The sequence below is a fragment of the Kitasatospora sp. NPDC059817 genome (assembly GCF_042731835.1).
In the GTDB taxonomy this organism is placed as follows: domain Bacteria; phylum Actinomycetota; class Actinomycetes; order Streptomycetales; family Streptomycetaceae; genus Kitasatospora.
The window spans coordinates 1-13,515 of record NZ_JBHWIR010000192.1; the positions used below are offsets into that span (position 1 = coordinate 1).

At 72.5% G+C, this 13,515-nt stretch carries 13 protein-coding genes; 8 read left to right on the forward strand and 5 right to left on the reverse strand.

The window, feature by feature from the left end:
• Positions 1 to 134: 134 nt before the first annotated feature.
• On the reverse strand, positions 135 to 620 hold the full coding sequence (locus ACFV61_RS29580; RefSeq protein WP_063351914.1) for a hypothetical protein: 486 nt from the start codon (positions 618 to 620) through the stop codon (positions 135 to 137).
• A gap of 281 nt (positions 621 to 901) precedes the next feature.
• On the opposite strand from ACFV61_RS29580, the gene ACFV61_RS29585 reads away from it, so the two are divergent.
• Both ACFV61_RS29585 and ACFV61_RS29590 read left to right on the forward strand, forming a co-directional pair.
• The gene (locus ACFV61_RS29585; RefSeq protein ID WP_380494939.1) at positions 902 to 1,498 is read left to right on the forward strand and encodes a winged helix-turn-helix domain-containing protein; all 597 of its coding nucleotides are present in this window, start codon (positions 902 to 904) and stop codon (positions 1,496 to 1,498) included.
• Entirely contained in the window at positions 1,414 to 1,974 is a 561-nt protein-coding gene (locus ACFV61_RS29590) for a transposase (protein ID WP_380430891.1), read from the forward strand. Before ACFV61_RS29585 ends, ACFV61_RS29590 begins: the two co-directional genes overlap by 85 nt.
• Positions 1,975 to 2,017: 43 nt before the next feature.
• On the opposite strand, the gene ACFV61_RS29595 is transcribed toward ACFV61_RS29590, so the two are convergent.
• On the reverse strand, positions 2,018 to 2,905 hold the full coding sequence (locus tag ACFV61_RS29595; protein ID WP_380430888.1) for a HEAT repeat domain-containing protein: 888 nt from the start codon (positions 2,903 to 2,905) through the stop codon (positions 2,018 to 2,020).
• A gap of 141 nt (positions 2,906 to 3,046) precedes the next feature.
• Here ACFV61_RS29595 and ACFV61_RS29600 point away from each other — a divergent pair, with 141 nt between their 5' ends.
• Positions 3,047 to 3,409 carry a hypothetical protein gene (locus ACFV61_RS29600; protein WP_380494941.1) on the forward strand — a complete coding sequence of 121 codons (363 nt, stop codon included), beginning with the start codon at positions 3,047 to 3,049 and terminating at the stop codon, positions 3,407 to 3,409.
• A gap of 523 nt (positions 3,410 to 3,932) precedes the next feature.
• On the forward strand, positions 3,933 to 5,144 hold the full coding sequence (locus ACFV61_RS29605) for a hypothetical protein (protein ID WP_380424079.1): 1,212 nt from the start codon (positions 3,933 to 3,935) through the stop codon (positions 5,142 to 5,144).
• A 189-nt stretch (positions 5,145 to 5,333) separates the two neighbouring features.
• Here ACFV61_RS29605 and ACFV61_RS29610 read toward each other — a convergent pair whose 3' ends face one another.
• A complete protein-coding gene (locus ACFV61_RS29610) occupies positions 5,334 to 5,819 on the reverse strand; it encodes an FBP domain-containing protein (protein WP_380424080.1) in 486 nt (161 codons plus the stop codon).
• Positions 5,820 to 5,890: 71 nt separating this feature from the next.
• On the opposite strand from ACFV61_RS29610, the gene ACFV61_RS29615 reads away from it, so the two are divergent.
• Entirely contained in the window at positions 5,891 to 6,460 is a 570-nt protein-coding gene (locus tag ACFV61_RS29615) for a TetR/AcrR family transcriptional regulator (protein ID WP_063351909.1), read from the forward strand.
• 169 nt (positions 6,461 to 6,629) lie between these two features.
• Positions 6,630 to 7,283, forward strand: a complete 654-nt coding sequence (locus ACFV61_RS29620) for a GAP family protein (protein ID WP_380375760.1) — start codon at positions 6,630 to 6,632, stop codon at positions 7,281 to 7,283.
• A gap of 84 nt (positions 7,284 to 7,367) precedes the next feature.
• Here the strand turns inward: ACFV61_RS29620 and ACFV61_RS29625 are convergent, their stop codons facing one another.
• Together ACFV61_RS29625 and ACFV61_RS29630 are read right to left on the reverse strand one after the other, a co-directional pair.
• On the reverse strand, positions 7,368 to 8,240 hold the full coding sequence (locus ACFV61_RS29625) for a universal stress protein (RefSeq protein WP_380424082.1): 873 nt from the start codon (positions 8,238 to 8,240) through the stop codon (positions 7,368 to 7,370).
• A 272-nt stretch (positions 8,241 to 8,512) separates the two neighbouring features.
• Positions 8,513 to 9,169, reverse strand: a complete 657-nt coding sequence (locus tag ACFV61_RS29630) for a 1,4-alpha-glucan branching protein (protein ID WP_380494943.1) — start codon at positions 9,167 to 9,169, stop codon at positions 8,513 to 8,515.
• Between the two features lie 341 nt (positions 9,170 to 9,510).
• Between ACFV61_RS29630 and ACFV61_RS29635 the strand changes: the two genes are divergently transcribed.
• Positions 9,511 to 10,791, forward strand: a complete 1,281-nt coding sequence (locus ACFV61_RS29635) for an MFS transporter (RefSeq protein ID WP_380424086.1) — start codon at positions 9,511 to 9,513, stop codon at positions 10,789 to 10,791.
• A 183-nt stretch (positions 10,792 to 10,974) separates the two neighbouring features.
• A complete protein-coding gene (locus tag ACFV61_RS29640; protein WP_380494944.1) occupies positions 10,975 to 13,446 on the forward strand; it encodes an AMP-binding protein in 2,472 nt (823 codons plus the stop codon).
• Positions 13,447 to 13,515: the final 69 nt, after the last annotated feature.

The following is a 13,515-nucleotide window of genomic DNA, read 5'->3' on the forward strand; positions in this document are numbered from 1 at the left end:
CTCCCCCGCCCACCCCCCTCGCCGCGCCCTCCCGCCCCCCCCCTCCTGCTCCCTGTCCCCCCCGCCCCCTTTATCCCTGTTCGACGGCGGTTCGCGACCGGTCGCGCGAGACCGTCGTCTCGCTCGACCTCGGGTCACAGGTCCCGAAGCCAACGGTTGGCCTGCTCTGGGGTGGGGGAGTGGACGAAGCCGTAGCGTTGACCGAGCGACTTCGCGCCGGCCGGGGTTCCCATGTTCGTCTCGATCCGCGTGAATCCCGCTTCGCGCAGCGTTTGGAACATCCGCTCCACGAAGGTGTCGATCATCGCTCGCCGGTGGTCTCGGTCGAGTTCCGGAACCGAGAAGAACCAGCCGATATCGGTTGCCTCCTGGCCTTCTTCGCGTTCCGTCGGGATGCAGAAGAAGCCGCCCATGAGTTGCCCTGAGCCGTCCAGTGCCACCAGGTGTTTGATGCCGGGGCCGAGTGTGCCGTGGACCGCGGCACGTGTGAAGTCCACGGGGTTGTCGATCGTGTAACCGGCGTCATTGAATGGCGAGTCCTGGAACGTGCGACGCAGCGTCGTCTCGATGTCGTCCCATCGGGCCTTCATGAAGTGCTCGTCCACGAGCTTGATCTCCATGTGCGCCTCCGTGCGGTGAGTACCTCGTGTGCACCGACGAACCGCTGGCCAAGGTTCACGACCATGATGACAACGCGTGGAGCTGCCCGCGATCAGGCATCCGCCGAATGGCTGACGCGGGTCGAGGTCCGGCCTTGCGGCCGTGCCCGCGCGAGTTGCACGGCGACGCGCCGGAGGTTCACTCGCACGAGTGATTGTGATGCTTAGTGACTTCGGCGCTTCGGGGTGATTGGCCTGTTCGTGTAGCTGACTGACGGTCATTTGCGCGCTATGCCGTAGGTATGCGATATGTGGATGGGGGCGGGCTGACGGCGAAAGGTCGCCAGCGTCGCGAGGTGGTGCGGCTGGAGGCCGCCGGGTTGTTTGCTGATGGGCTGGGGCCGCCGGAGGTTGCCCGCAGGTTGCGGGTGAGTTCGAAGTCGGCCTACCGGTGGCGCCAGGAGTGGATGGAGGGCGGGGTGGCGGCCCTGGCCTCACGAGGCGCGAGCGGTCGGCGTTGCAAGCTGTCCGCGCGCTGCCAGGAGAAGCTGGCCGCCTACCTGGAGCAGGGCCCGGCCGCTCACGGCTGGGACGAGGACCATGTGTGGACCGGCGGGCGGGTGGCGACGCTGATCGGCCGGAAGTTCCATGTGTCCTACAGCGTCTCGGGTGCCACCCGCCTGATGCACCGGCTCGGCTTCAGCCCGCAGGTCCCCGCGCGGCGGGCCGCCGAACGCGACGAGCGGGCCGTGACCGCGTGGCAGGAGGTGACCTGGGCGGAGGTAAAAGCACCAGGGCGGCCTGCGACGGCTGGATCTGCTTCGAGGACGAAGCAGGGTTCACCCGCAGACCGCCCAAGGGGCGCACGTGGGGCCGGCGTGGCATCACCCCGGTCGTGAAGGTCTCCGGCCGCGGCTCCGGACGGGTCTCGGTCGCCGGACTGCTCGCGATGCGCCCGGGCTCCCGGACCCGACTGTGCCACCGGCTGCGGCGCCACAGCGGGCGCAAGGGCGAACGCCGCAGCCTGTCCGAGCGCGACTACATCGGTCTGATCGACGGAATGCACCAGCTGGTCAGGGCGCCGATCGTGCTGGTCTGGGACCGGCTCAACACTCACGTCTCCTATGCCATGCGCGACTTGATCAGCGCACGGGGCTGGCTGACGGTGTTCATCCTGCCCGCATACGCACCCGAGCTGAACGCGGTCGAGTACCTGTGGGCCCACGTGAAGCACGGCCTCGCGAACCTCGCCAGCGTCGCCCTCGATCGACTTGCCACGCTCGTCCGCAATCGACTCAAACGTCTCCAGTACCGCCCCGACGTCCTCGACGGCTTCCTCACCGGAACCGGACTCTCCCTCGACCTACCACCCTGAAAAGCCGAAGTCAGATACCACCAGCCGTAACCGCGCTGACCGGCTACCCGATCCGGCGCCGCATCTGCAGGACTATGACGACGGTTTCGCCGTCCTCGGGCAGCTCGTCACCGAGCGCGAACCTGACCTCGGTGACCGTGGCGGTCGACTCGAAGGCATACAGGTCCTGAGCGACGTAGTCGTTCTCCACGACGGCCAGCAGGTCGTTGCCGAGCACCGACTGCCCAGGCTCCACCAGGAGTTGGGTCACGCGCATCGGCCCGCCGTACGGCGACGGGTCTGCGGTGAGTTCCATCGGCCCGAGGTCGAGCCAACGGGGCGGCGTCGGCAGCGTGCCGATCCGCCGCTCGATCTCGCCCAGAGCCCCGTCCGCAGCCTGGGCAGTGCGGTCGTCCGAGGTGAGCCCCCGCAGCAGCGGGGCGACGGCGCGGACATCACCCAGCCGACCCAGCGCGTTGCACGCGGCGTACCGCACATCCGAGTCCTCGTCGTCCAGACAGCGAGCGATCGCCTCATGGTGATCGGCTGTCCCGCGCTCGGCCAGACCGCGCAGCGCGTCCTTGCGGGTGTGCGGGCTGTCGGAGCCCAGGCCGCGTTCGAGGATCGGCAGCATGCGCGGGTCCTCGACGCTCGACCACGTCGACACGACCACCGACTCCAGCGAGGCGTCGTCCGCCAGAGCGCCGAACAGCGCGTCCGGGAAGGCACGGACCAGGACACTCCTCAGATCACCGACGGCTTCCCAGGCCTGCTTGCTGTTCGCACGATCGCCCTCCAAGGCGCGCCAGTCCAGATCAGCCTGGCCAGCCAACATGGCGAGCATCCGCCGCAGACTCGCCGGTCCCGCGGCCACCAGCCGATCGAGCGCCGCATGTTGGCCGCCGACGTACTGCACGATGAGGCTGTCGATCTCCTCGAACTCCCGGCTCATGTCCAGCACCCTAGTCGACGCCACCGTCACTGATCGGCTAGCAAGCCCATCACCCCGAAGAGCTGAAGTCAGTAGTGCATAAATGGACACTCAAGGTATTCGAGGGCTCGTGGGGGCTCTCCCGGCGCGAGGGGGGCCGTCATGGCTGCAGTCGAATCCTCCTCCATCGAGGTGCCGCGGATCGCGAGCAGTTCGCAGCTCGCCGACCGGGACCAGGGCCTCGCGGCGATCGGCGGCAACGGCGGCGCCGTGTGGCGGGGGTGGTGGACGTGGACCCCGGGGAACGGGACGTTCAACCTCCAGATCGCCTGGAACGCCATCGGGATCGACTCGACGGTCGTCATCACGGCCTCCGAGATCGACGGCAACGGGCACCGGTTCGTCGGTGCGGCGCCCTTCCAGGTGTCGAGCATCGCCCCCGGCAACGGTGTGGTGACGTTCAAGATCAACATCGGTTGGGGCAGTGCGCTGCCGATGCGCACCGACGTCGTGGTCTTCAACTGAGCACCGTTCCCCGGCCGCCCCGGCTGCCCCGGTCACGCAGGCCTGGGGCCGCACCGATCCGCTGACAACCGGCACGAACCGCCCCCCGGGGGGGGCCGGGGGGGCCCCGCCCCGCCACGGGGCGCCCGTTTTCCCGCAGGAGCCGGTTCCGCCGACAGGGCCCAGCCGAGCCCGGGCTGTCTTCCGGGCGGCAGATAGTGGCGGCACGAACTTCCTTCGCGTTGCGATGCTCTCAGGTCGAGTGGGGATGTGCTCCACTTAATCGTCACACTGTGTAGTCAATCGGATGTCTGATGTCGTGCAAGGCTGTCGGGAGCTCCTGGCATCGCTCCCATCCTGTCTCTCGGTCTCTCGGGAAGGTTCGTGAGGCTTACGGATTCGGCCCGGCCGGAGCGGCCCTTCGCGACGCGCTCCCCACGACACCGTGAAGGGGCCCCCGCGCAGAGACACCCCGCCTACCCAGGCGGCACTCCACAACGGTGACGGCGCACGTCGCCGACAACGACCGCGAACAGGAAGACCCATGAGAAATCCGCTGTCCGCCAGAGCTTCGGCTATCGCCGCGGCGAGCGTGCTCGTCTGCTCGGTGTTCACAGGCATCGGCGCAGCACCGGCCGGGGCCGTACCCGCCGGCCGGGCCCTCGCCGCGCAGGTGGCGTTCTGGGCGGGGCAGGAGGTCCAGCCGTGTCTGGCGGAGGACCCGCTGACCTGTCCGCGGGACCTCAGCGCGTTCACCGACACCGTGTGGAACACCCTGGCCGCCGGCCACAGCCCGCTCTACCTCGACCTCGTGTACGGCTCGGACTTCGGCCCCGCGCTGCCGGGCGAGAACCAGCGCACCGACGCTCTGGCCCTGGTCGAGCAGGCGAACACCCGCGGCGTGCCGGTCAGCGCCTGGATCACCGTGCCGCTGTCGGACGGCACCTTCGACACCGAGCAGAACGCCGCCCTCGTCCAGAGCGCCGTCGAGGATTTCCACGTCTGGTCGCTCGCCCACGACCTCCAGTTCTCCCAGGCCGTACTCGACCTGGAATCCCCCACCGGCGACCAGGCCGTGGCCCAGGCCCTCACCCAGAAGGACCTGACCGGCTTCAACGCCCTGCTGAACGCCAATAGCCTCGACCCCGCCGCACAGTGCCGCGCGATCCACACCTACGCCGACACCATCGCCTGGGCGCACCAGAACGGGATGCGGATCTCGGGCTCGCCCGTGCCCTACGCGCTGGACGACCTCGACAACGGCAGCATCGCCCTGCAGGCCGCGCTCGGCATCACGGCGTTCCCGCCGACCGGCTACGACCAGTACTTCCTTCAGGCCTACCGCGCCTTCGGGATCGACCTGGGATCCGGCTACGTGGCGTCCTACTTCACCGACATCCAGCGCTACTTCGGCACCGCGGGACAGGTCACCATCGGCAATGCCGGGATCCCGCCGTACGACAACCTCACCACCGTCGTCGACGACATCAGAATGCTCACCGGCCTCGGTGCCACCACCATCCCGGTGTTCGACCTCGAAGGCACCGTCAAGGCCTTCGGCGCCGACGGCGTGAGCGCCCTCGTCCAGGCCGGCCACAACCCCATGACCGGCAGCGAACTCACCGCCGCCACCCAGATGTCCGTGACCGGCGCCGCCGCACGCGCCCTCTTCCACACCCTCGACACGGCCGCCACCACCGCAACCCCCCTCACCACCGGACAGCAGCCCAACCCCTACCCCGGTGCCTGCATGTAGTACCGGCACCGGTCCGTGGGCAGTGGGGCGCTGACGGCTCGCAACGGCTGCCGGAAGTCCTGATCCCGGAGCGTGGGTGAGGTGCGGCTCAGACGGACACCGGGCCCGCCGCAGCGGGCCCGGTGTCCGGTGATGCGAGGAGTCGGCGCAGAGCGAGGACAATGTCCCAGGGCGACGCGCCGCCGCGGGTCACGCGGTGACCTTGGCGACGAAGGCGGCGAGGTTGGCCGCGGTGCGGCGGATCTTCTCCTCGACGGTGAGCGACTCGTGCAGCCGGGTGCCGGTCTCCCGTTTGCCGCGCACGTAGAGCGAGCAGGCGAGGTCGCTGCACATGTAGGCGCCGACGGAGTTGCCCTGCTTGCCGGCCTTCCCGGCCAGGGGCGCGACCAGCAGCGAGACGCCTCCGGTGTGGGTGGTCACGCACAGCGAACAGATGCTGCGGCGGGCCTGCCAGGAGGCGGCGCCGGAGGAACGCAGCGCGACCGCCACCACGCGGCCGTCCGACTCGGCGGCGAGGTAGGCGCGATCGGGCGCCTGCGGGTCGCGCCACCCGAGGAAGTCCAGGTCGCCCCAGGGCTGTTCGGCCAGGTCGCGGGGGATGTGCAGTCGCTTCGCCTCGCCCTTGGTGCAGTTCACGAAGGCGGCACGGATCTCTTGCTCGGTCAACGGCTTCATAGGATCCAACGTAAATTACCTAGGACCATTAGGCAAATGTATAATGGCCTCAGTCGATCGGAGGGAAGGCCATGGCGCGCGTAGGACTGAACGCGGAACGACTCACCCGGGCGGGAGCGGAACTGGCCGACGAGGTCGGCTTCGACAAGGTCACGGTCTCGGCGCTGGCGCGACACTTCGGCGTCAAGGACGCGAGCCTGTACTCGCACGTCAAGAACTCCCAGGACCTCAAGACCAGGATCGCCCTGCTCGCACTCGAGGAACTCGCCGACCGGGTCGCCGCCGCCCTGGCCGGACGCGCCGGCAAGGACGCCCTGGCCGCCTTCGCCAACGCCTACCGCGACTACGCCCGCGAACACCCCGGTCGCTACGCCGCCGCGCAGCTCGAACTCGACCCCGAGACCGCGCGCGCCAGCGCCGGCGTCCGGCACTCCCAGATGACGCGCGCGATCCTGCGCGGCTACGACCTCGCGGAACCCGACGAGACCGACGCCGTCCGGCTGCTCGGCAGCACCTTCCACGGCTACGTGGCCCTGGAACGGGCCGGGAGCTTCCAGCACACCCCGCGCGGCACCGAGGACACCTGGGCGCGCATCCTCGACGCCCTCGACGCACTGCTGCGCAACTGGCCGGCGGCCTGACCGCCCGCTCCGCGCGGCTCCGTGCGGATCCGTCGGCCGGGGCCGGCCCCGGGGTGCGGCCAGGTGACCGTTCCCGCCCGGGACTGCGGGCGGCGGAGCCCGTCCGGCGGGAGAATTGAGGTCGACCAGGCCGCCCGGGCCCTGTGCAGCGGCGGGAGGAAGGTGGTCCGTGAACGTCGTGCTGAGCGAGGTGGCGCCGCTGGCCCTGGCCATCGCGTTGTCGCCGTTGCCGATCGTGCCGGCGCTCCTCCTGCTGTTCACTCCCCGGCCCAGGGCCACGGCCGGAGCCTTCCTGGCCGGGTGGGCGGCCGGAATCCTCGTGGCGGCGTCCGCGTTCACGGCACTCGCGGCCGTCATCGAGACCCGCGAGGAGACCCCCACCTGGGCGTCCTGGACCAAAGTCGTCCTCGGCGCGGTCCTCGTCCTGCTCGCCGGGCGGCAGTGGCTCTCCGGCGGCAAGAAAGGGACCCCGGCCTGGATGCGGAGCCTCACGGATGCCACGCCGGCCAAGGCCCTGCGGCTGGGTCTCCTGCTGTCGGGGGCCAACCCGAAGACCATCCTGCTGTCCGCGGCGGCAGGGCTGACCATCGGCTCCGCCGAACTGGGTCCGCCCCGTACGGTCATCGCCGTGGCGGTGTTCACCGCGCTCGCCGTCTCCACCGTCGTGCTTCCCGTGCTGCTCCACATCGCGCGGGGGGAGCGTGTCCTCACTCCGCTGGGCAGGGCCAGGACCTGGCTGGAGACCCATAACAGCACCGTCACCGCTGTGGTCCTCGCCGTGATCGGGGTGCTCCTCGTCATCGACGGTGCCAGCGGGCTGTGACCGGCGTGAGGGCCGCCTCGACGGCGGTCCCGCTCACCTGGACGGATGAGGGCCTGGGGCGGCTGCTGCGGCTGCTGCGGCTGGTCAGGCGTCCGGGACGACGGCGACCGGGCAGCGGACGTGGTGGATCGCGGCGTGTGCCACCGGGCCGAGGTGCGCGCCGAGAGGCATCCGCCGGACGTGGCGGCCGAGGACGACCAGCCGTGCCGTCTCCGACGCTTCCACCAGGACGATGGCGGCGTTGCCCCGGACGAGTTCGGACGTCACGGTCACCTGGGGGTAGCGGGCCAGCCAGAGGGCCAGGACGTCGGCGAACTGCTTCCGCTCGGAGGCGGACAGCTCCTTCTCCAGCCCTCCGATGGCGTCGAACGCCATGTACTCGCTGCCGGCCGGCGGCGCCCAGACGTGGACGATCCGCAGGGGGGCCGAGCGGTGGGCGGCCGCCTCGAAGGCGAACGCCAGGACGTCGTCCGGCGGATGTACGAGGTCGACGCCCACCAGGACGGGGTCGGTGGCGGCGCCCTGCTCGCCCTCACCGGCCCGGACCAGCACCACCGGGCAGGTGGCCCGGCGCAGCACCTCCTGGCTCACCGAGCCGACCAGGAAGCCGCGCACGGGCCCCAGCCCCCGGGAGCCGAGCACGAGCACGGCGGAGGTCCGGCCGGCGGCCACCAGCGCCTTGGCCGGGTCGTCGGGGACCTGGCGGGAGGAAACCTGGAGGCCGGCGTGCGCGGCGCGCAGCTCCGCCTCGCGGGCGGCCAGGGCGTCCCGGCTGCGGTTGTACACCTCGTTGGTGCCGACCGAGTCCCGCTTGGGCCAGGGCCAGGCCTGGAGGAGTTCGAGGGCGAGCCCGCGGCGCAGCGCCTCCCGGGCGGCCCACGCGGTGGCGGCGAGGCTCTCCGGCGAACCGTCGAAGCCCGCGACGACGGGACCGTCCACGGCGACGGGACCGTTCACGGTGACCTCCCAGCGGTCGGGTCCGGGCCGGTCAGGCCCGCTGTGGGTCGAGGGTGGCGGCGACCGTTTCGACCGCCTGCCGGAAGGAGCGGCCGAGGCGGACGCCGCGACCGTGGTCCATGCTGCGTCCCGCAGGTCGTACGTGGCCCGGGCACCCCGGCCAGTATCGGCGGGAGCCGCTGTCGGCGCCTCCCGGCGCAGGGCGTCGCCCCGGGCGGTCCGGGCCCGGCTCGGCGGATCGGTCTGGGGAACGTGGGCGGACAGGGCGCGGGTCAGGCGCGCGGGGCGGTGTCCAGGACGGCGAACAGGCCCCGTGTGCGCGTGCCGTCGGGCAGCTGCCAGACGCCGCCGAGGTGGCCGGCCGTCTCCGGGGCCGGGAGGGCCGCGTCGTCGGCGGCGGGGTGAAGCACCCGGTGCAGGCGCAGGGTCGTGCCCCGGGGGGCCGTCAGCGAGGTGCCCTCCTGGTCGTCGTCGGCGGCGGTGGGGTTCAGGGGGGTGTCGCCGCGGTAGGAGCGGGTGACCTCCAGGTCGGGGGTGTCGCTGATGTTCTGGTCCTGGGCTTGGACCCGGCCCTCGATCAGGGCCGACAACTGGGCGACCAGCACCGGGTCGTGGCAGCCGTCGTAGGCCCAGCGCCGCCCCAGCTCGCCGTGCTCCATGATGCCGACGAGCGCGTGCTCCGCCCCGTCGAGCGGGGCGCCGCGGTAGGTGAGCGGGACGAAGTAGGTGGCGGGAGCGGGGCCCGAGGTGTCGGTGACCACCATGAACTCGATGCCGACCTCGCCCTGGGGGTCGTCCAGCCGGAAGCCGCCGGCCTTGGCCAGGTCCGGGGCGCCCGCGCCGCCGCGGTACCAGGGGCGGGAGGGGAGCCAGGAGGCGAGCAGTTCCAGCTTGCTCGGCTGGAGGGTGGTGTGGTGGATGACGGACATGCCGGGGGTGCTCCTCCGTTGTACGAGTGCGATGGTCATACCCTCCCACCCGTGCGGGGCTGACGGGCAGGCAGGTTTTGCCGCGACGTCCGGCCTGGTTCTGGTCCTGGCCCGGCTGGTCTCCCTGTCCTCGGTCGTCCACCGGTGCCCGCCCGGCCGTCGGGCGGTAGGGCGTACCGGCACCAACTCGCCAGTCTGGCTGGAAAGATGGTTCCGGGTCGGCCGAACTTGCGATCTTTCGGACAAGCAGGCGATCAAGGTCTTGATCTGCTGCGGGGTCACCCTTAGATTGCAGTGCAATGTCACACTGAACCGACCGACACGGCGTGCCTGGGGGACCGGTGCCGGACACTGCACAGCAAGTACCGCACCAGAGCGCCGACAAGCTGCCCCGGGTGTTCTACCGGCTGGCACTGGGTGACGCCCTGTCCACGTACGGGAGCCAGCTCGACCTGGTGGCGCTCAGCCTGTTCGCCTACGAGGCGGCCGGGAACGCGCTCGGCACGGCCGGGTACCTGATCATCCGACTGGCCGGCGGCCTCGTCGGCGGGCTGGTCTCCGGGCGTCTGGTGGCCCGGACCGACCGGCGCCGGCTGATGACGGGCTGCGCGCTGGCCCAGGCGCTGGCCCTGGTCGTGGTGGCCCTCGCGCCCGTCCCCGCGCGCATCCCGGTGCTCTACTCGCTCGCGCTGGTCTTCGGCGGCGCGGCCGCGGTGTGCGCCGTCGCGCTGCGGACCAGCATCCCGGAGATGGTCGGCTCCGAGCGCCGGGCCCGTGCCAACAGCCTGATGGCCAGCTGCCGTTCGGCCGCCATGGTGCTCGGCTTCGCCTCCGCCGGCGTGGTGGTGGCCTGGGCCGGGTTCCGCGCGGCGCTGCTCATCGACGCGTCCAGCTTCCTGGTGTTCGCGGCGGTGGTGCTCCGGCTGCCGCTGCGCACCCGGGCCGAGCCCGCCGAGCAGCCCGCCGCAGAACCGGCTGATGCCGCCGATCCCGCCGATTCCGCCGGGGGGACGAAGTGGCGCGGGAGCCGGTGGCAGGCGCTGATCGTCCTGCGGGCCGCCCCGGTGGTCGGCGCGATGGCGGCGATCCGGCTGCTGGACGCCTTCGGCTCGGCCGCGCACAACATCAGCCTGCCGGTCTTCGCCAACCAGCACTCTCCCGGCAACCCGGCCGCGCTGCTGGGCATGTTCTGGGCCACCTGGGCGGTCGGCAACCTCGGCGCCCAGCAACTGGTCTCCCGGCTCCTGCTGCGCCGGGGCATCGAACCGGGCGAGCGTGCCTTCGCCCTGGGTACCTGTCTGATGTCCGGCTGTTTCATCCTGGTCTTCACCGGGCTGCCGACCCCGCTGTTCCTGCTGGCCGCGATCGGCGCCGGGCTCGGCGACGGCTTCACCGAGATCTCGTACACCACCCGGATCCAGGCCCTCGCCGACGAACGGCGCGGCCAGGCCTTCGGGTTGCTGGCCTCCGCCGAGAACGTCGGCATGGGCACCGGGATGCTGCTGAGCGGATCGCTGCTGGCGCTGCTCAGCCCGCTGACCGTGGTCGGCGTCTCGCACGCCGTCCCGATCGTGCTGGCGCTCGGCTTCCTGGTCGTGGTCGCCCGGTCCCGCAAACGCTGAACCCCCCACCCCGCCGCAGTCACCCCAACGCACCCCACCACAAGCACCCCATCACAAGCACCGCGCCACCGGATCCGCCGGCGCCACCACGCCGCAGGCACCAGCCCGATCCGCTCACCCTCCGTGCCCCGGGGCGGTCCGTACCCGCGCGCCCCGGCACCGATCCGAAAGGTGCCGTACCTGATGAGCTCCACCGGTCCCGACCGCGCCCGGCTGCGTGCCCTGGAGGCCCGGCTGCTGCTGCGTCCCGAGGTCGCCGACTGCGCGCTGCTGCCGGTCGAGCGCGCCGCCACCCGCCGCGGGCTGCTGGCCTACCTGGTGCCCGCCGCCGACACCGACACCGCCGCGCTGCGCCGTCGGGCCGCCGCGGCCCTGCTGGACGCCGACCCGAGCGCCGAACTGCACCTCCTGGACGGCATCGTCCGCACCCCGGAGGGCGAGCCCGACCGCGCCGCACTGGCGGCCGCCGCCGCCCGGCCGCCCGCCGAGCCCGGGCCCGCCCTGCGCCACCTGCGCGAACTCACCGCGCACTGGCGGCCGTTCGGCGACGCCGGGACGGCGGCGGGCCCCGCCCCGGACGGCCCGACGGCCGCCCCCGAGGGCACCGGGACGGAGGCGGTCGGCGCCCCGCTGCCCGACCCGGTGCCGGACGCGCCCCGGACGCTGCCCGAGGCGCTGCTGCGCGCCGCCGAGCGGCACCCCGGGCGCGGCCTGCACCTGGTCCGGGCCGACGGCGGGGCGACCCGGCTCACCTACCGTCGACTGCTGGAGCAGGCCCGGGAGACCCTCGCCCTGCTGACCTCCGCCGGACTGCGGGCGGGCGACCGGGTGATCCTCCAAGTCCCCGACCCGGAGCGCTACTTCCCCACCCTGTGGGCCTGCCTGCTGGGCGGGGTGCAGCCGGTCACGGTGGCCCGCCCGCCGGCCTACGACGAGCGCAACCCCGTACTGGAGAAGCTCTGGCACGCCTGGCAGACCCTGGAGGAGCCGCCGGTGCTCGCCTGCGGTCCGGCGGTGGCGGGCCTGGCACGGCTCGGGGAGCTCTACCCGGCGCCCGGCCTGCGGGTCATCGCGGTCGACCACCGGCCCGCCGATACCGGTGCCGCCACCGACACCGGCGCCGCGCCCGACACCATCGGCGCGCCAGGCGCCGAGCACGCCCCGGACCCCGGCGACGTCGCGATCCTCCAGCTGTCCTCCGGCAGCACCGGCCGGTCCAAGGCGGTGCAGATCACCCACCGCGGCATCCTGGAGTACGTGGCCGGCGCCGCCTCCCAGGGCAGCTCGCCCGAGGACGTCACCGTCAACTGGCTGCCGCTGGACCACGTCGCCGGGCTGCTGATGTTCCACCTGCGGGACGTGGCGCTGGCCGCCGACCAGGTGCAGGTGCCCACCGAGCTGGTGCTCGCCGACCCGCTGGTCTGGCTGGACACGCTGGAGCGCTACCGGGGCGCGCACTCCTGGTCGCCCAACTTCGGCTTCCGGCTGGTCGCCGAGGCGGTCCGGGCCGCCGGTCCCGGCCGGCACTGGGACCTCTCCGCGCTCAAGTCGCTGATCAACGCCGGGGAGCAGTGCACCGAAGCAGTGCTGGACGAATTCCTGGCCGCCACCGGGCCGTTCGGCGTTCGCGCGGACCACGTCCTGCTCGGCTGGGGCATGGCCGAGACCTGCACCGTGATCACCTACAAGCGCTACCACGAGGACGGCGCCCGCCGCCTGGTGCGCACCGACTCGCTGACCGGCCGGCTGGAGCCCGCCGACCCGGCCTCGCACGAGCGCGGCACCGGCTTCCTCAGCATGGGGCGTCCCGCGCCCGGCACCCGGATGCGGGTGGCGGGCGAGGACGGCCGGGCCCTGCCCGAGCACTGGGTCGGCCGGCTCCAGGTCAACTCCGGCCGGGTGACCCCCGGTTACCTGAACAACCCGGCCGCCGACCGGGAGTCCTTCGTCGGCGACGGCTGGTTCGACACCGGAGACCTGGCCTTCCTGGCCGACGGGGAGGTGGTGCTCACCGGCCGTCGCAAGGAGATCATCATCGTCAACGGGGTGCACTACTTCTGCCACGAGCTGGAGGACGTGGTGGCCTCGGTGGCGGGGGTGCGCTCCGGGCACGTCGCCGCCTTCGGGGTCCCGGACGACCGCACCGGCACCGAGCAACTGGTGGTCGTCTACGTGCCGAACGACCAGGACGCCCCCGCACCGCCCGTGGCCGCCGAGGTCCGGCGACTGCTGGCCGCCCGTAGGCAGCCCGCCCCCGCCCTGGTGCTGCCGGTGCCGCCGTCGGAGTTCCCGCGCACCACCAGCGGCAAGATCCAGCGCACCGCGCTGCGCCGACGGCTGCTCGACGGCGAACTCGACGAGCACCTCGTGGCCCTGGACCTGGCGGAGGCCAACTCCCGGACCCTGCCGGACTGCGTGCGCCGACTCGCCTGGGAACCCCGCCCGGTGCCGGAGGCCCCGGCGGCCGGAACGGTCCCGGCCGAGGGCGCTCCGGCGGGGCCGACCCTGCTGCTCGGCCCTGCCGGCCCCGGCACCCTCGCCGAGGCGCTGCGCGCCGCCCTGCCGCAGGCCGTGGTGGTGGACCGGCCGCCGACCACCGACCCGAGGGAGTGGCTGCGGGCGCTCGGCGAGGAGCGCCCCCCCCCGGGGGTGTAACTCTGGGGGGGGGGGCCCCCGGACCCCCCCCGCCCCGCGGGCGCGGCGCGGCGGGCGCACTCGCGCAGA